Annotated in this window: 15 protein-coding genes and 1 pseudogene; 8 read left to right on the top strand and 8 right to left on the bottom strand. The window is 48.8% G+C overall.

The genetic code is table 11. The annotated features are described in order from the left end of the window. Positions 1-29: 29 nt before the first annotated feature. Entirely contained in the window at positions 30-1,010 is a 981-nt protein-coding gene (locus WBJ47_RS14685; protein WP_422244608.1) for a Bug family tripartite tricarboxylate transporter substrate binding protein, read from the bottom strand. Between the two features lie 69 nt (positions 1,011-1,079). Here WBJ47_RS14685 and WBJ47_RS14680 point away from each other — a divergent pair, with 69 nt between their 5' ends. Continuing rightward, positions 1,080-2,417, top strand: coding sequence for a ferric reductase-like transmembrane domain-containing protein (locus WBJ47_RS14680; RefSeq protein ID WP_422244609.1), 1,338 nt, complete (start codon positions 1,080-1,082; stop codon positions 2,415-2,417). A 7-nt stretch (positions 2,418-2,424) separates the two neighbouring features. Then, positions 2,425-2,796 carry a winged helix-turn-helix domain-containing protein gene (locus WBJ47_RS14675; protein ID WP_422244610.1) on the top strand — a complete coding sequence of 124 codons (372 nt, stop codon included), beginning with the start codon at positions 2,425-2,427 and terminating at the stop codon, positions 2,794-2,796. Here WBJ47_RS14675 and WBJ47_RS14670 read toward each other — a convergent pair. Next, complete coding sequence (locus WBJ47_RS14670) at positions 2,793-4,238, bottom strand: sensor histidine kinase (RefSeq protein ID WP_422244612.1); 1,446 nt, start codon at positions 4,236-4,238, stop codon at positions 2,793-2,795. The genes WBJ47_RS14675 and WBJ47_RS14670 overlap by 4 nt on opposite strands. Before the next feature lie 97 nt (positions 4,239-4,335). On the opposite strand from WBJ47_RS14670, the gene WBJ47_RS14665 reads away from it, so the two are divergent. Further along, on the top strand, positions 4,336-4,650 hold the full coding sequence (locus WBJ47_RS14665) for a hypothetical protein (RefSeq protein WP_422244613.1): 315 nt from the start codon (positions 4,336-4,338) through the stop codon (positions 4,648-4,650). A gap of 2 nt (positions 4,651-4,652) precedes the next feature. Here the strand turns inward: WBJ47_RS14665 and phoR are convergent, their stop codons facing one another. From phoR to WBJ47_RS14645, 4 genes are all read right to left on the bottom strand, one after another. Then, positions 4,653-5,948: a phosphate regulon sensor histidine kinase PhoR gene (gene phoR, locus WBJ47_RS14660; RefSeq protein WP_424585389.1), complete on the bottom strand. Its 1,296-nt coding sequence runs from the start codon at positions 5,946-5,948 to the stop codon at positions 4,653-4,655. A 27-nt stretch (positions 5,949-5,975) separates the two neighbouring features. Continuing rightward, on the bottom strand, positions 5,976-6,713 hold the full coding sequence (gene phoB, locus WBJ47_RS14655) for a phosphate regulon transcriptional regulator PhoB (RefSeq protein ID WP_422243394.1): 738 nt from the start codon (positions 6,711-6,713) through the stop codon (positions 5,976-5,978). Between the two features lie 7 nt (positions 6,714-6,720). Further along, entirely contained in the window at positions 6,721-7,428 is a 708-nt protein-coding gene (gene phoU / locus WBJ47_RS14650; RefSeq protein ID WP_422243395.1) for a phosphate signaling complex protein PhoU, read from the bottom strand. Between the two features lie 108 nt (positions 7,429-7,536). Further along, positions 7,537-9,780, bottom strand: a complete 2,244-nt coding sequence (locus tag WBJ47_RS14645) for a PhoX family protein (protein WP_422243396.1) — start codon at positions 9,778-9,780, stop codon at positions 7,537-7,539. A 169-nt stretch (positions 9,781-9,949) separates the two neighbouring features. On the opposite strand from WBJ47_RS14645, the gene WBJ47_RS14640 reads away from it, so the two are divergent. After that, positions 9,950-10,786 (top strand): GNAT family N-acetyltransferase, encoded by an 837-nt coding sequence (locus WBJ47_RS14640; protein ID WP_422243397.1) that lies wholly within the window; start codon positions 9,950-9,952, stop codon positions 10,784-10,786. On the opposite strand, the gene asd is transcribed toward WBJ47_RS14640, so the two are convergent. Next, positions 10,749-11,621, bottom strand: a complete 873-nt coding sequence (gene asd / locus WBJ47_RS14635; RefSeq protein WP_422243398.1) for an archaetidylserine decarboxylase — start codon at positions 11,619-11,621, stop codon at positions 10,749-10,751. The genes WBJ47_RS14640 and asd overlap by 38 nt on opposite strands. Positions 11,622-11,672: 51 nt before the next feature. Here asd and WBJ47_RS14630 point away from each other — a divergent pair, with 51 nt between their 5' ends. Continuing rightward, entirely contained in the window at positions 11,673-13,343 is a 1,671-nt protein-coding gene (locus WBJ47_RS14630) for an aminotransferase class III-fold pyridoxal phosphate-dependent enzyme (RefSeq protein ID WP_422243399.1), read from the top strand. Between the two features lie 6 nt (positions 13,344-13,349). Here the strand turns inward: WBJ47_RS14630 and WBJ47_RS14625 are convergent, their stop codons facing one another. Beyond that, entirely contained in the window at positions 13,350-13,958 is a 609-nt protein-coding gene (locus tag WBJ47_RS14625; protein WP_422243400.1) for a hypothetical protein, read from the bottom strand. A gap of 194 nt (positions 13,959-14,152) precedes the next feature. On the opposite strand from WBJ47_RS14625, the gene WBJ47_RS14620 reads away from it, so the two are divergent. The 3 genes and pseudogenes from WBJ47_RS14620 (at position 14,153) to WBJ47_RS14610 (ending at position 17,081) form a co-directional block, all read left to right on the top strand. Beyond that, complete coding sequence (locus tag WBJ47_RS14620) at positions 14,153-15,385, top strand: glycosyltransferase family 4 protein (protein WP_422243401.1); 1,233 nt, start codon at positions 14,153-14,155, stop codon at positions 15,383-15,385. A gap of 59 nt (positions 15,386-15,444) precedes the next feature. Further along, positions 15,445-16,227, top strand: a pseudogene (locus WBJ47_RS14615) (UDP-2,3-diacylglucosamine diphosphatase); the annotation flags it as partial. Next, positions 16,224-17,081 carry a phosphonate ABC transporter ATP-binding protein gene (locus WBJ47_RS14610; protein ID WP_422243402.1) on the top strand — a complete coding sequence of 286 codons (858 nt, stop codon included), beginning with the start codon at positions 16,224-16,226 and terminating at the stop codon, positions 17,079-17,081. The pseudogene WBJ47_RS14615 and the gene WBJ47_RS14610, both read left to right, overlap by 4 nt. The last annotated feature ends 2 nt before the right edge of the window (positions 17,082-17,083 follow it).

Here is a 17,083-nt window from a genome sequence, read left to right as displayed (position 1 = left end):
TCCTAGAAAACCCTCAATTATGTACCGTTTTATTCGATCTTCAAGTTGTTTTCGCGAATGACTTTGCCAAAATTCACCGAAGAGGCTTGCATCCACGTGGCTAGGGCTTGAGGTGTCATCGGAACAGGTTTGGCACCTTGCGCAGCAATCCTTGCAACAACTTCTGGATCTTTCAGAATCGCATTGATCTCTGTATTGAGCTTAGCGACCACCGGCGCGGGCGTCCCAGAGGCCACTAGCACCCCTTGCCAGCTGCCGCTGTCTGCTGCTGGCAATTTAAGCTCAGCATAGGTCGGCACATCCGGTAGCGACTCAAAGCGCTTATCCCCCGTGACCGCGAGAGCGACCAACTGATTGTTTTTGACATAAGGCAAGGTCGCCGTTGAGCCATTCACAATCACATTGGCTTCGCCCGCCAACACCGCATTAATGGCAGCCGAGCCCCCCTTGTAAGGCACCGTCACCCACTGGATGCCCCAATGCTTAGCCAGCTCAAGTCCGACAATTTGATTACCCGAGCCGACTCCCGCGTGCGCAAACACCAGTTTGTCAGGATTTTTCTTACCAAACGCTAAGAGTTCGGCCACAGTTTTTACCCCTAACTTAGGATTCACGGCCAGTAAATAAGGCGAAAAACTGATCATCGATACCGGTGCCAAATCTTTGACAGGGTTGTAAGTCAACGATGTGTACAAATGCGGAGCAACCGCCAGTGAGGAAAGATCCATCAATAAAAGTGTGTGCCCATCAGGATCGGATTTTGCGACCAGCGAGGCGCCCAAATTTCCTGCGGCGCCGGGGCGATTTTCAACCACAACTGTCTGTTTAAGCGTGAGTGATAACTTAGGCGCAATCATGCGCGCCAAAATATCCGAAGTCCCACCCGGGGCAAACGGTACAACGAGCTTGATGGGTTTGGTGAAGTTGACGTTGCCCTGTGCAACGGATACACCTGCAAATGAGGTGCCTAACACGGCCAGCATTGTGGCCAAAAGCTTACGACGGATCATGGTTGTCTCCATTAGGTCTTTTGTCTTTTTTATGTGGTTCTGGAAATGCAACCCTAATATACTGGTAAGATGAAAAGAATCAAATGGATCTTCGTGCTTTTATTGGCGCTTGTGACGGCGCTGTACTGGGTGAGTCTGACCGAGATCGAGCGCACACTCACGCCTTGGGCGCTGCGAAAATCGGTGCTGTACTACACGGGCATCATGTCTTTTGTCGCAATGACAGTCGGCGTGATCCTCGCCATGCGACTGCGCACGGTTGAGCATTGGGTTGGGGGGCTGGACAAGCACTACCGTCTGCATAAGTGGCTGGGCATTTCAGCGGCTTTATTCGCGCTGGCTCACTGGCTCAGCAAAAAATATAAATGGCTGATCGAACTAGGCCTGTTTGACCGCCAAGATTTTTCGACACCAAAAGGGACCGTCGGCTTTTTTCAGCACAATAATTTTTTCAAGCCTCTGGAAAACCTGGCAGAGGATTTAGGAGAGTGGGCACTTTACGCGCTCCTGTTGCTGGCCGTTCTCGCACTTTGGAAAAAGTTTCCCTATCGCTACTTTTTCAAAACGCATCGCGTCCTTGCCTTGATCTACTTGATCCTAGCGTTTCACACCTTGGTGCTCTTTGGCAAAATCGCTTGGCTCACGCCGATCGGGATTCTGGTGAGCGCGCTTCTGGTCGTTGGAATACCTGCAGCCTTGGTTTCACTGTTTAAACAAATTGGTGCCAGCCACCGCGCCAGTGGTGTGATTAGCCTGATTCGCTTGCATGAGGACGGTAAAGTCACTGAAATTGAGGTCACACTGACCACCCCTTGGGAGGGACACAAGGAAGGTCAGTTCGCATTTGTCACCTTTGATCGTCGTGAGGGGCACCATCCTTTTACGTTGTCTTCGAGTTGGAAAGATGACGCCAGACTCACGTTTCATATCAAGCAATTGGGCGACTACACACGCACGCTGAGCCACGCACTACATGTCGGAGACCCTGTGACCGTGGAGGGACCCTATGGAAAATTTGATTTTGCGGCAGATGCAGGTCCCCAAATCTGGATCGCGGGTGGTATCGGCATCACTCCGTTCTTGTCGCGTCTAGAGGCGCTCGCACAGTCACCCAAGCAAGCATCGCAACCGATCACACTCTTTTATAGTGCACGCGACTCAGATCATGCGCTCATTGAGTCTGTTAAAAACCTCACGCAACAAGCAGGCGTGCCACTGCACCTGTCCATCAGTGGAAGACATTCCGCACTCACAGCGCAAACGATCCGTGAAAACGTGCCTGATTTGATCGATCGCACAGTCTGGTTCTGTGGTTCCTCAGGATTTGGTACCGCGATCAAACGAGGGTTATCAAAAGAAGGACTGCCAAGTCGCCGCTTTCATCAAGAACTGTTTGAAATGCGTTAAACGAAACATGCTGAAAGAAAAAGAATCAAACAAAGTCGTGGCTCAATTTCGACTGCGGATCAAATACAGTGAAGAGATCGCTATCGGACCAGGCAAAATCGCCATACTGGAAGCCATCGCTGAAACAGGCTCCATTTCAGCCGCAGGCAGAAAACTGGGAATGTCTTATCGTCGCGCCTGGCTGTTAGTCGACCAAATGAATCAATACTTTAAAGACCCTGTTGTACACGCCGCGACCGGGGGCGCCCAGGGAGGAGGCACCGCGCTTACAGCGACGGGTACAGAGGTGATCAGACTCTATCGGACTATTGAGCAACAGTCTCAAACCCATTCAGCTTTATTGTTAGAGGCACTCGCTGACAAGATTCGCACTGATTAGTGGTCGGGATTCAGATAGGTCGGCAACGACACTTGAAACAAAGTTTCGTTTGCCTGACCTCTCAAAAGCTTAATGGTTCCCTCATGCGAATCCATGATCGCACGACTCAGCCAAAGCCCCATCCCCATGCCTTTTTCTTTGGTCGTGTTAAACAACTCAAAGATGGTTGACACTCGGCCGTCCGCTATACCAGGTCCATTATCACTGACCTCCAACATCACTCTTTTTTCCTGTTGGAAGAGGTGAATAAAAACATTTTTTTCGCCTGACACTCCTGCCACTGCGTCCATCGCATTGTTCATCAGGTTAAGGGCCACCATTTGGAGCTGATTTTGATCACCCATGATCCATAAATCAGGCTCGATATCCGCAATTAAACTGACACCGTGCAAGCGTGCCTCAGGCATGAGGATACGATGCGCATCACTCACCATTTCACTCATATCGATTGGCACGAACTCATTGGAGCCTTTGACAAAAAACTTACGCAAGCTCGATACCACCACCGCTGCGCGCTCGTTATCCTGCAAAATATGTTCGAGTGACGTCTGAAAGCCCTCACGATCTCCGGCACGACGATTCAGGGCCATCAATAATTCAGTATTGAGTCGAATCGCACCAAGCGGCTGATTAATCTCATGCGCGATCGCACCGAGCATCGTTCCCATGCTGTTAGCCTTGGCTGACAAGGAGAGTGTGCGCATCAAGGCATTCTTTTCTTCTAGCATTTCTTCTAGGGATTTATTTTTATTCCGCGTATCAGCCAACTGAAGATCAACTGCTTTTTTATTTTCAAGAAACTTTTCAAGTCGAAGCTGAATAAATCCAAAGTTGCCAAGTACGTAACCAATCATGATAAAAAAGATGCCGATGTACTGATCAGTCCCCTGTTCAAATACCCCAAAACCACCCAACTCCGTGGTGTAACCCAGCATCCTTACTAACAAACCGATCAGAATAAAAATCGCCATCCAGGCGATGAGCTTTCCGCCTTTATTTTTATGATCTCTGTGAATTGATTGACTAATAAGCAACAAATCCAAAGACATCAATACAAGAAAGCCGTGCACCCAATTCAGTCGATAAAACTCACTCGCATTTGTATAAACCAGCACTGAAAAGACAAGGAAATATATTGAGCCAACTGCGGCATAAATGAGCGAAGTGCGATAAATGTTGGACGATATTTCTAGGCGAAGAGATAAAGAGCGAAAGCAAAATCCAATCGCTATAAAAATATGCGCAATGTAAAAGCTAAATACATTTGGCACTATATCCCTGAGTCCTATCAGCAAAAAAGCCAAGCAAGTACCCAGGCCTCCGACACACCACCAATAAACTTGTCGGTCGCGAAACTCCGATGTCGCCACAAATACGGCAACGGGCAACAGAAAGAAAAAAAGTGCCAAAATCAGATAAAGCGACGCGATATCGATATTCAAGCGTAAGCCCTCGTTGCGAGAATCAAGTGAAGTAATATTCGTACAGTAATGGAAAAACGGCTGAATCGCAGCAAAAATTACTGATTGGACAACACAAATGAATGCCTACCTGATTAATCCCGCCACGCGCGAAATTCGTAACGTTGAACTCACTGAAGGCACAAAACAAATCGCAAGCTTGCTCAACGCAAAGAGCGTGGATTTTGATGAGATTGATGATGGCGGTGACCGTTTGTACTTTGATGAAGACTGTTTCATCAAGGCCAAACCAGGCGATGCGCGATTTAAAGTTGACAACCTGGCACCCGTCTCTGGTTCGGGTTTAATTTGCGGCACAGAGTCGCCAGATGGTGTACTCCAGTCGGTCAGCAACGACCTGGCTAGTCTGACTAAACGCGTGCAATTTCTCTAGACCTAGAGAATACGTTCGGGCGCAAAACGTAACTTAAACGTACTCCCCTCACCCACAACACTTGAAATCAATAATTGAGCGTTGTGGCGTGTCGCGATATGCTTGACGATCGCCAAGCCAAGACCTGTCCCACCCGTATCACGCGAACGGCTACCATCCACTCGGTAAAATCGTTCAGTCAAACGAGGCAAATGAACCGCCTCAATACCCGGCCCCGTATCTGTCACAGAAAATAATCCGTGTCGACTTGGACTCAATCCCCAACTCACCGTAATCTGCCCACCTTCTGGGGTATAGCGGATCGCATTTGAGATCAGATTGCTAAATGCCGAATGCAGTTCGCGTCGATCGCCGTACAAACCCGTCTGCGTCGTGACTTCAAACACAATCCGGTGACGGCCTGCAGAAAGTGCTTCTGCATCAATTTTAAGCGCCGCCATTTCTGCCACCACATCAAATTCCTGCATGGGCGCAAATGAAGTGTTGGCCTCAAGGTTCGCGAGCGTCAACAAATCCTCGACAAGACTTTTCATCCTGTAGGATTGTGTCATCATCAAACCGATGTAGCGGTTGCGCTGGTCAGGCGCGAGATCGATGGACTGCATGGTTTCGAGGAAACCGATCAATACCGTCAGTGGTGTTCGGATTTCATGCGAAACATTCGCCACAAAATCTCGACGCATTGCCTCAGTTTTTTGCAAATCTGTCACGTCTTGTGCGAGCAAGAGTAACTGGTCTTCTCCAAAGGGAAAGACCTGAATGGCAATCGTCAACTCATGCGCAAAACCCATCCGCTGAATCACGATGGGGTGTTCAAAACGACGAAGAGTCAGGTAATTGACGAAGTCTGGATTACGCACCAGAAAGCTGATATTTTGTAGATTGTCTTTACGAAAGCTGATGCCGAAGAAATTTTCCGCGCTTGCATTGCACCACTCGATATGCAGGTCATCGTCCAACATGACCACACCGTTAGGGGACGCTTGGAAGCCTTGGATAAAACGGTTGTGACGTGCCTCTAACACATGGATTTGCGCACGCGCATCCATCACAATGCGATCTACTTTTGAAAAAGCGTCACCCCAGGCACCAGAGGCTTTGGATGCGACCTTGCCAGCGTCTAGCAACGTCAATTGCTGCATACGCTCGAGATAGAAATAGCCCTTGGCAAGTGGGATGGCCAGCACAAGGATGGCGACCAACACACCGGCAATTGGCGCAGCCATTTCACTGACGATCCAACCCAGTATGAACGAAAGCGCGATTAGCGCTAAAAACCGACCAAGGTAAAGCCTCATGCATGCATACCGTCACGTGATGATTAACTACGAAGGGTCATGATCCGAAGTCACTGCGGTTGGGTTTCGTGAAGAACGATAACCGACGCCTCTCACCGTTTCAATATACACATCACACTTTGCGACTGCCAGAGCGACGCGCAGCCTTCGGATGTGAACATCGACCGTGCGCTCTTCGATAAAGACTTCGTTGCCCCAGACCTGATCGAGCAACTGTGCGCGAGAGTGAACGCGCTCAGGTGCACCCATCAGAAACTGTAATAAGCGAAACTCGGTCGGTCCAACAATAATTTCGCGCCGAGTTGAACCAGGCCACTCTGCGGTAACGCGATGGGTGACAGGATCCAAACGCAAGGCACCGAGCACCATCAAGTCAGCGTTGGTCGGCACACGGCTGTGACGTCGCAATAAGGCATTGACCCGAGCCACCAATTCCTTGGTGGAAAAAGGCTTGGTCATATAGTCGTCCGCACCGGCATCCAAACCCTGAACCTTGTCAGCCTCTTCACTTTTGGCCGTCAACATCAAAATTGGAATGCCTGCGGTGCGTTCATTGGCACGCAACTCTTTGGCGTAATGCACGCCAGACTTACCAGGTAGCATCCAATCCAAGATCATCATGTCGGGGAGCGACTCCCGCATCTTTAGATTGGCTTCTTCTGTCTGGAATGCTTGCTGAACCTCATAACCGGCATGGGTCAGATTGATCGCAATCAGCTCTGAAATAGAGAGTTCGTCTTCCACGATCAAAATTCGATGACTCATAACTTGTTTATTCCTCAGACGCGCGCTTTTGCAGCTCGCTTTTTGGGGAGTGTCGGATGTCATCGCCACCCACCACATAAATCACAAATTCAGCGATATTTTTGGCATGATCACCAATGCGCTCAATCGACTTGGCGATCGTCAGCATATCCAACCCGGTGGAGATCGTTTGCGGATCTTCAGTCATATAGGAGGTCAGTTTGCGCACAAACGCGCGGAACTCTTCGTCGATCTGACGGTCGTCCAACACGATCTCAACTGCGGCCTCACGATCGAGTCGCGCAAAGGCATCCAGGCTCTGGCGAAGCTGTTTAAGCGCCAATTGACCCGAAATAATGATCTCTGCAACGTTGATTTTGTGCTCCGCACCGCTGCGAATAATACGGCGTGTACGTTTGGCAACCTTTTCGGCCTCATCGCCTGCGCGCTCAAGGTTGGTGATCGCCTTGGAGATCGCCATCACCAAACGCAAGTCTCTGGCGGTTGGTTGCCTGCGAGCGATGATCTCAGTACACGCCAAGTCAATCTCGATTTCTTTGGTGTTGATCGTTTTTTCACGATCAATCACTTCTTTGCACAAATCGATATTCATCTCTGAAAACGCGCGTGTGGCGTCCATGATCTGAGACTCGACCATCCCGCCCATCTCCAGCAAATTGCTGCAAAGAGCTTTGAGATCGGTGTCAAATTGCGTCGAAAGGTGTTTGTCAGCCATGAAAATTCCCGTTAACTAAAGCCGCCCGTATCAGGCGATCAACCCACTTAAATCAATATACACGACACGGTAACCATTCAATATTTCAATTTGATGACGGCAGGGTGGCTATAGTCCGATGACCCCGCCATCCTCCCGCTGAATCATAATGGTCGCGGAACGAGGCCGGCCGGGCTGTCCATAGCCCTGATTGCCTGGCCATGCGCTTTCTAAAGCATACCGCTCCGACGTCCCGAGGGCTGGGGTTTTTTCACCCGGATGCTGAATATTGACAAATAGTATCTTTCCATCAGCCGACTCAGTGACCCCCGTTACCTCAGCGCCCTTGGGAGCGACCAAAAATCGCCTTAAGCGTGCTTCGCCTAGCGCAGCTCCCACAAAAGTCTCTTGCACCCCTTCCTGAATCTCGCCGCCAACCTGCATGACATTGGAAACAGTCATCTTGCCTCCATCGCCCAAGGCACCAGGAATCGCGGCCAACATCATGCAGTTGGTTTCGTCAGTCATTGCACCATCATCCGTCTGAATCCAGCAAATGCCGGTCGCTCGACTAAACCACAGGCCATCTGGCGAAGAAAAGGAATTGGCAGCCGTCAAACCAGACAGATTTGAACGAGGATCATCCTCTTCGGCACCAAACAAAAAAATGTCCCAATTAAACGTCTGGGCGCCAGAACGCAGGCCCTGATCGCGAAAACGCACAATATGTCCATGCGGATTACCGGATCTCTTTTTCCCGTCTGTGTCGTTGTAAGCGCGTGGATTCGAAGCATTGACCTTTGCCGGCGTCCGATTCGCAGCACTATTATTTGTCAGCGCGAAATAGACATCCCCATTTCGAGGGTTGACCGCGCCCCATTCCGGCCGATCCATCCGAGTCGCCCCTACCGCATCGGCCGCAAACCTCGCATGCACCAAGACATCGGCCTGATTCGCAAAGCGAAACGCTTCAAAGCCGCGTATCTTAGGATCTTGAATATTCAACTCAAGCCAGTCACCTGTTCCGTCCGCATTAAATCGTGCAGCATACAAACGACCCTCATTCAGGTATTTATCGCCCGCACGAATGCCGCCACCGACATCACTTGGGTCCCATTTAGCCTCCGATACATACTTGTAAATGTATTCATTGACGGAGTCACAGCCCATGTAAAAAGCGAGGGGTTCACCAGCAACTGGAGTGCCGCAAACAGCGGCTTCATGGGCAAATCGCCCCATTGAAACTCGCTTAACGGCTACCGACGTAGGTTCTAAGGGATCGATTTCGACATTAAAACCAAAAGTGTTGGCTTCTTGCCGGAAATCACCTTCCGGCTCGGACTCAAGCCAAGCCAGGTTCCAGCGGGCAAAACGGTTGTCCTGAGCCGAAACCGTATGCCATCCCTGACTAAACGCCTTTTTTAACTCTTTATTGAGAGGCTGTGAGGCCACCCCATAACGCTTTAAACCCGCAACCTGTTTAGGGCCAAGGGGAGATGAGTTTGCGCTGATCTGAAAATACTTCGCCCAATTTTCCTCGCACGTCAGATAAGTACCCCAAGGTGTTTTTCCATGACCACAGTTATTTAATGTGCCGCGGCTTGAACGGCCACTTGGATCAAACGCTGTTTTCATCAAAGTATTGATGTGAGGCAATTGGTCAGCAGAACCGCCGAAGAGCATAGGTGTCTCTGGTGTGATGCGTCGATTGAGGGGCGCATCCACCAGATATTTCCAACCTCGGCCATCTTGGACAAGCTCAACGACAGAAACCCCGTGCAGATTCATTTCCTTGACCACTTCGGTTTCTGGACGATGACCTAAATCCCAATCACCGAATTGGGTAAATTTTTTACCTTGCATGCCTGAGGAAGTTTGCCCCCGAGGATGCAGGAAATGCGCATCCGCAGAACTTTCATGATTGACACACAGCACAGCCCGATCGGTTGGCACGTCTGAATAGCGCCCTTTTGCATCTAAATAAAAAATCTCCATTCCATCATGATGGTCTCCCACGCGCCCCGTCCAATCGTCGACTTCTGCACCCTCATTGGAGTAGGCTGACACGCCCGACTTGAGCGGATCACCTGTTGCATGCAAAATTGTGTAGCGATACCCTGGTGGCAACTGCACATCATCCAGCAAACTTTTCCCAACGGCCTTAAAACCTAGTTGAGACTCTGCATTCGTCATCACCCCGGCGCTCGATGCGCTCGAGGTCACAGAAGTAGCGAAAGCGGATTGCAAAGTCTCGGGCACGAAACCCAACAACCCTAACCCAAGACCACCTCTCAACACTGTACGGCGCGACGGACTGGCTAAAGCACGCTGAACAACCGACTGAAAGCTTTCGTTTGACGTCATTTTTTTCATCTTTTGATACCAACCCTGTTCCGCAACGCGTTTGACATAGATAGCGACAGTACACATAGGAAACATGACACACGTGTGACAGGATTTCGTCATCAATTCTTCATAGAATCGTCACAGAACTGACATCCCAGTCTTTGATCATGTCGGCAATCTACGGAGATCCAAGACAATGCTGATCCAAGTCCCCGAACAGTCAGAATATTGCAGCTTTAAAAAGAAAAAACAAAAAAAACAGCAACTGAGCGTGAGTCTCGCCAAGAAACCCAAAGAAGTCAAAGCCGCACAACGCCTGCGCCATGATGTGTTCAGTCAAGAATACGGAGCAAATTTTCATGCAGCGACACCAGGTATCGATGCTGACAAATTCGATCAGTGGTGTGATCACTTGCTCGTCCACGATCAATCTACCAAGCGTGTCGTTGGAACATATAGAATTCTCAGGCCAGAGCAAGCCATCCAGGCGGGCGGATTTTATTCAGAATCCGAATTTGACCTCTCTGGCTTAAGCTCAATTCGGCATGAAATCGTCGAATTTGGCCGCGCCTGTATCGACCCTGAATACCGCAGTGGTCCTACATTGATGCTACTGTGGTCAGGCCTATCCGCACTCATCAGACAGAACAACTATCAATACGTACTCGGTTGCGCTAGCGTCAGCCTGAGAGATGATGGCGTCACTGCAGCCGAGGTGTGGCGCAGCGTGCGCGGACTCGTCAACCAAGTGGAGGGCTTTCGAGTCACGCCTCTGCATCCCTACCCTGTCGATCATGTCAACCCTCAGTTGCCTGCGAACATTCCTGCTTTGATTGCCGGCTATCTCAAGCTGGGCGTCAAAGTCTGCGGAGAGCCCGCCTGGGACCCCGACTTTAATACGGTCGATTTTCCAATGTTATTAACGGTCTCAGAAATGAACGCTCGCTACAAACAACGTTTAGGTTTTGAAGATCAACCTCTTAAAGAACAAGCGCTCAGTCAGGCAGAGTCAGTAGAGAACATCCCATTTTGATGTGCTCACCACTCTTGATGCCTGGCGCAAGTTCAAAACCGCGGGGAGCAAAAACAATGATGGTTGAGCCATGCTCAAACCAGCCCAACTCCTGCCCCTTCGTGCACGTTAAATCACACTCAATATTGTGATCACCTCTGTAACGGCTATTAAGCAAAATATTGAGCCCATGCAGTCGAATACTAGCCACTAGTATGGCCGCAACCGGAACCAGATAGATTTGATGTTGCGCGGAACCGATCCGCATCGAAATCATGGCCCGCTCATTCATACAAAACAATTTTTCTATACGACGCAATGCGATGGGATTGACGTTCCAAGTATCGCCGGAGTGATACACCACGCGATCAATCTTGCCCTGATAGGGAGCATGAAAACGATGATACATCGCAGAAGTCAGACGCAATGTGACATAGACCCCGCCTTCGAGGGACTGCGGATCAACAGAAGCACCTAATAACTCAGAGATCTTATAAGGGAACCCTTTAGCCTGAAACACTTGTCCATTGGTAATGGAACCGCACTCGCCGACAATGCCATCAGAGGGGCTCGTGACGACAGATTCATGAGGATCAATCGACCGTACTCCCTCGCGCAACTCCCTCACAAAACAATCGTGCAAACTTTTAAAGGACTGCTTTTTGGCCTCTGAAAGGTCGACATCCGTAAAAATCCGCCAAACATAAATAGAAAGATCTCTCACCCAAGGAATTTCAATCTTACTAAACCAACCCATCCATACTGTTGCCGTATGTCTTGGAATACGGTTGGTCAACAAAAAATTTAAATCCTCATTTGCAAAGAGCTTTCTAATACTTTGTGTGAATTTCATCATTTAGTCATTCTATTTGTATAAAAAGGAAGTCTCTCAGCCAGGACTTCAAACATGACTATTCTGCAGCTTGTGCAATACATAATTGTGACAATCGGTATTGTTTACTTAGGTGCCGCATTACTTCAAAGACTTCAACTTTCACTCGCGAAATCACCGGGCTTGGGTGGTCATTTAAGATGGGCTAAACGCTTTGCACGCGTCATTCGCAGTTATTCATACGACGATAAAAATTGGCTAGAAATAGATGGTGCGCCTGCGCAAATCGTCGCACAGCGAAAGATTGCCTTTCAAACATTAAGTCAAACACTGCGGGACAGAAGCCCCAAGACACTCTCCTACAGCGCTCAAGCTAAAACCATGTTGTCAGACCTTCAACTGACCAGTCGATATCGCGTACCCTTTCAGTATCGTGAAATCGTAGAAAAAAACCTCACGCTTGGCAGTTTCTACAGTGCAACAGAGGGTGTCTGGATTAAAGACCTTGATGGACACGCATATATAGATGTGAGTGGTTCCTACGGCGTGAACTTATTTGGTCAAGACTTTTATAAAAAATGCATCGAAGAAGGAACCGCCGCCGTACACGCTCTTGGTCCATATCTCGGAGGCTATCATCCGTGTGTGTTGGATAATGCGCGACGCATCACTGAAATATCCGGAATGGATGAAGTGACTTTTCACATGTCAGGCACAGAAGCCGTCATGCAGGCCGTCAGAGTGGCACGCTATCAAACCGGCCTCAAGAAGATCGTCAGGTTTACGAGTGCGTACCATGGATGGTGGGATGATGTTCAGCCCGGTCCAGGCAACCCAATGCCGCCTTCACCAGACACACTTACCCTGCGCGACATGCACGTCAACACCTTACGGGTGCTGCGTCGACGACGGGATATTGCTTGTGTATTAATCAATCCAATTCAAGCCATGCACCCCAACCGTGCAGCCCCAACTGACTCCATGCTTGTGGATGGCTCACGCCACGCACATTTCGACCGAGAGGCCTATACGACATGGCTCAAATCCCTCAGAGAGATCTGCACTGAACGCGGGATCGTGCTGATTTTTGATGAAGTCTTTATGGGATTTCGACTCGCGCGCGGTGGTGCTCAAGAGTACTTCGGTATCCGTGCAGACATGGTGACATATGGCAAGACCCTCGGAGGTGGATTTCCGATTGGAGTTCTATGTGGCAGCGCAGAATTGATGAAACGTTTTAAAAATGATCGTCCAGCGGATCTCTGCTTCGCAAGAGGTACCTTTAATGCCCATCCGTATGTGATGGGTGCAATGAACAGCTTCTTGCATCAACTTGATCGACCAGAAATCATCACTCAGTATAAAAAAATTGACGAGACCTGGATCGCGAGACGTGATCAGCTCAACAAACAGTTGAAAGAACACAAGCTTCCTCTGCGTATGGAGTCAATGTCTACGGTGTGGACTGTGCTGTACGACGTCCCTGGCCGCTTCAATTGGATGCTTCAGTATTACCTCAGAAAACATGGCATCGCACTCAGCTGGGTCGGTACGGGACGGCTTATTTTTAATCTGGGCTTTACCGATGCAGATTTTGATGAATTCTCACGCCGCTTGATCACTGCGGCGCAGGACATGCAACGAGGTGGATGGTGGTGGACACCTGAGGGACAAACCAACAAAGACATCAAGCGTTCAGTCGCGCGTGAATTAATCAAAACAATCTTCAATGCGCGACTGAATTAAACATCTTTACTTTGAATGAACGTGCTGCATTGGATCGATCAACTCCCCTTGCATCAAACGCAAGGGCGCTTTGTAATACAACTTCACATCATGAAAGGGATCTGTGATGATTTTAAGACCCCACGCCAGCGCGCTGACATAGTTGTCCTGGATCCACAATTGCAGCATACGAAACAACAACCCACCCACGCCTAAATACAACCACCATATGGCTGTCAAGCCAACAAAATCCTGATACTTCTCTGTGGGTACTGCCCAAATAAGCGCTTGAGGATAAAAATGGGCAATGAACGGAACTGATGCCCAAACACTCATCAACACAATTTTGCGCTGAATGTTGTAACCCACTTTGATGTCTTCTTTGTGAGCGTCTGTCATCTTGTTGACATGATCATAGCCTCGTGGCTCAAAGAAAAAATGGCCTGCCTGACGTGTAGTCATGGAAACCATCCATGCGACTAGCGAAGCGACCACTGGGTTAATAAACAACATGACATACGAAAATATAAACGACAAGGCACTGATTAAGTGCAAGCTTTGATTGATTCGGCTGTGGTGATACAAACGATGATCGTCCCAGCGTTGCTCAGAGAGTTGTCCCAAAAGTACTCGCATATACGGCTCCACGAAGTAAGGCCAATTGGCAATAAAGGCATGAATGAAAAAGCTTAATACTCAGACTTCAGGCCGTAGCGTGCACGCGGGATATTAATTTGTGATGACAAACGGCCAATTCAATTGAATCCACTGTCATCAAACAGTTATAGAGCTCCATTAGAGTGATTGTGCATGTATGCATAAGGACACTCATGACAGAGAACACTCAACAAATAGTGATTGATGACATTGCACATAGCAGAAAGCTTCATATCGATGTTGTCACAGAAACTTATCCTCCCGAAGTCAATGGCGTGGCCCACACCATCTCTATGCTGGTGAATGGTTTGAGGAAAAATCAACATCATGTCTTTGTCATCAGACCAGAACAAGATGCAGACCGACAAGATGAGCGCCGCAATGTGACTCAAAGCGATTTTCTTGTTAAATCACTTCCAATTCCTTTCTATCGAGAATTGCGAATGGGTCTGCCAAGTAAAAAAATCCTGATGAAACGCTGGAAGACTAAACGACCAGATGTCGTCCATATCGCTACTGAAGGACCATTGGGATGGTCTGCCGTCCGAGCAGCGCAAGAACTCAACATTCCAATATCCTCAGACTTTAGAACTAATTTTCATGCATACAGTGCGATGTACAAAATTGGCTGTTTAGAGCCACTCATCATCGCTTATCTGCGCTGGTTTCATAATGCGACAGACAAAACCATGGTTCCGACGGCAAAACTTAAAAATGAACTTCAAACACTCGGCCTGATAAATCTAGAGGTCATGCCGCGTGGTGTCGACACTTCACACTTTTCATCACACTTAAGATCAGAATCCCTGCGTGCTTCATGGGGTGCCCATCCTTCCGATATCGTTTTACTTTCAGTCGGCAGATTAGCCGTTGAAAAAAACCTGGAACTACTGCTTCGCAGCTACGAAGCAGTACAAGCCATCTCCCCGAGAACAAAACTTGTGATTGTGGGAGATGGACCGCTTAGAGTGAGCTTAGAAAAACAATGCCCTCACGCCATCTTTGCCGGGACGCAGCGAGGGACTGAGCTTGCTCAATATTATGCAAGTGCTGATGTCTTTGTCTTTCCTAGTCTGACGGAAACATTCGGCAATGTCACGATTGAAGCGATGGCGAGCAGCTTGGCCGTGGTGGCTTATCGACATGCTGCGGCAGGCGATTTAATCGAATCAGGTGTCAACGGGATGACTGTCGCGCCTGGGGACGAACAAGCCTTTATAGAGGCCGTCGTGGAAACAACGATGAATCAACCCCTGATTCATGGACTGGGACGAGCGGCAGTCGACACCGCACGTCTACATTCCTGGGAAGCCATTGTCCGAAAAACAGAACATGTTTTGCATGACCTGATGCGTGCACGGAACAAAAAAGAACCCTGTCACGATAGCTTCATCATTCCGACATAAAACCGTCATGTTGCCTGGACATAATACTTGTCATGATTTCAACCGAATTTTCAATTCCTGAACAACGTCATGAACGATACCGAGCGATCTGGATTTCGGATGTTCACCTAGGTACGCCAGGTTGCAAAGCAGAGTACCTGGTTGATTTTCTTAAGTTTAATGATTCTGAACATTTGTATTTAGTCGGTGACATCATTGACGGCTGGCAACTCAAACGCGGCTGGTATTGGCGACAAAGTCACAATGATGTTGTTCAAAAAATATTGCGTAAGTCCAGAAAAGGTACAAAAGTCGTTTATATAGCTGGCAACCACGATGAAGCGCTACGGCCTTTTGCGGGGATGGCATTTGGTGAAATAGAAATCGTGGACGAAGCGGTTCATGAACTGATAGACGGCCGAAAGATTTGGATCACGCACGGTGATTTGTTTGATGGAATCATCAAACATGCCAAGTGGCTCGCTTACCTTGGCGACTCGCTCTACACCTTTATCCTAAAACTGAATAACACCTTTAATCACTTGCGACACAAATTCGGTCTGTCCTATTGGTCGCTATCACAGTATCTCAAGCATCGGGTAAAAAATGCTGTTTCCTTCATCACGCAGTTTGAAACGATATTGACCGAAGAAGCGAAACGTCGAGGTTTTGATGGCGTGTTGTGCGGACATATTCATCGACCTGAAATCAGACTCATTAATGGCGTGTTGTATTGCAACGATGGCGACTGGGTTGAAAGTCTTTCCGCCATCGTTGAGACCTACTCTGGCGAATTAAAAATCGTTCACTGGCCCTATCGCGCAGCCGTCAGCAAACACCTAGAAGAAGAGCTCATTGCATGAACACCCCCCTGCTTGATGTGAAGAGTGTCTCAAAGACTTTTAAAAGCCATAGTTTTGGACGGCCTGCAAGCTTTAAAGCCGTCGACGAGGTCAGTTTTTCTGTCAATCGAGGCGAATCGGTCGCGTTGCTAGGTGCCTCTGGATCTGGAAAGTCAACATTGATTCGTTTGCTATGTGGGCTTGAAAAAATTGATGCGGGAAATGGCTCCATTTCAGTCGACACGCACTCCTTTTACCAAGGAACAAGCTTTGCGCCGGATATACGAGAAACTCGCAAATCCATCGGCGTCGTGTTTCAGCAGTTTAATTTAGTCGGACAGTTAGATGTCATCACAAATGTGTTGATTGGCTGTCTTGCAAACAAATCCGCAATCGATGTGCTGCTGAGACGTTTTACAGAAGCTGAACGCGTGGCGGCACTCGAATGTCTGGATAAAGTTGGTCTTGGTCCACAAGCCTATCAGCGCGCATCGACCTTGTCGGGAGGCCAGCAGCAACGGGTGGCCGTGGCGCGGGCACTTTTGCGCGGTGCAGAATTGTTACTCGCCGACGAACCTGTCGCCTCACTGGATCCCACCTCTGCAAAAAAAGTCATGGATGTACTGTTTGGGCTGACACAAGACCTTGGTATGACCTTGATCGTGAGCTTGCATCAAATCTCTATTGCCCAAACCTACTGTCACCGTGCACTCGGTATGCGCAAAGGTCGCCTGATTTATGACGGTTTGGCTTCTGAGCTCAGTGTCCAGCGTCTGCAAGCCCTTTATGGCGCAGATGCGCAGGAAATTGTGACAGACACCTTTAATAGTCCCCAGTCTTCTACCCAGCAGTTTTCCACCCTTATTGGTGCTTAATT

Origin of the sequence: Zwartia sp., from assembly GCF_049655405.1 — a bacterium.
Classification (GTDB): Bacteria; Pseudomonadota; Gammaproteobacteria; order Burkholderiales; family Burkholderiaceae_B; genus Zwartia.
The sequence above is the reverse complement of the archived record's forward strand: the minus strand, read 5'-3'. Positions and strand labels throughout refer to the sequence as shown.

Bases quoted from the DNA above. Each gene is read 5' to 3' on its own strand.
- WBJ47_RS14675 (WP_422244610.1), top strand. From the start codon at position 2,425: ATGCTGAAAGAAAAAGAATCAAACAAAGTCGTGGCTCAATTTCGACTG.
- WBJ47_RS14680 (WP_422244609.1), top strand. From the start codon at position 1,080: ATGAAAAGAATCAAATGGATCTTCGTGCTTTTATTGGCGCTTGTGACG.
- WBJ47_RS14630 (WP_422243399.1), top strand. From the start codon at position 11,673: ATGACTATTCTGCAGCTTGTGCAATACATAATTGTGACAATCGGTATT.
- WBJ47_RS14685 (WP_422244608.1), bottom strand. From the start codon at position 1,010: ATGATCCGTCGTAAGCTTTTGGCCACAATGCTGGCCGTGTTAGGCACC.
- phoR (WP_424585389.1), bottom strand. From the start codon at position 5,948: ATGAGGCTTTACCTTGGTCGGTTTTTAGCGCTAATCGCGCTTTCGTTC.
- WBJ47_RS14620 (WP_422243401.1), top strand. From the start codon at position 14,153: ATGACAGAGAACACTCAACAAATAGTGATTGATGACATTGCACATAGC.
- WBJ47_RS14645 (WP_422243396.1), bottom strand. From the start codon at position 9,780: ATGAAAAAAATGACGTCAAACGAAAGCTTTCAGTCGGTTGTTCAGCGT.
- phoB (WP_422243394.1), bottom strand. From the start codon at position 6,713: ATGAGTCATCGAATTTTGATCGTGGAAGACGAACTCTCTATTTCAGAG.
- phoU (WP_422243395.1), bottom strand. From the start codon at position 7,428: ATGGCTGACAAACACCTTTCGACGCAATTTGACACCGATCTCAAAGCT.
- WBJ47_RS14640 (WP_422243397.1), top strand. From the start codon at position 9,950: ATGCTGATCCAAGTCCCCGAACAGTCAGAATATTGCAGCTTTAAAAAG.
- asd (WP_422243398.1), bottom strand. From the start codon at position 11,621: ATGATGAAATTCACACAAAGTATTAGAAAGCTCTTTGCAAATGAGGAT.
- WBJ47_RS14665 (WP_422244613.1), top strand. From the start codon at position 4,336: ATGAATGCCTACCTGATTAATCCCGCCACGCGCGAAATTCGTAACGTT.
- WBJ47_RS14625 (WP_422243400.1), bottom strand. From the start codon at position 13,958: ATGCGAGTACTTTTGGGACAACTCTCTGAGCAACGCTGGGACGATCAT.
- WBJ47_RS14610 (WP_422243402.1), top strand. From the start codon at position 16,224: ATGAACACCCCCCTGCTTGATGTGAAGAGTGTCTCAAAGACTTTTAAA.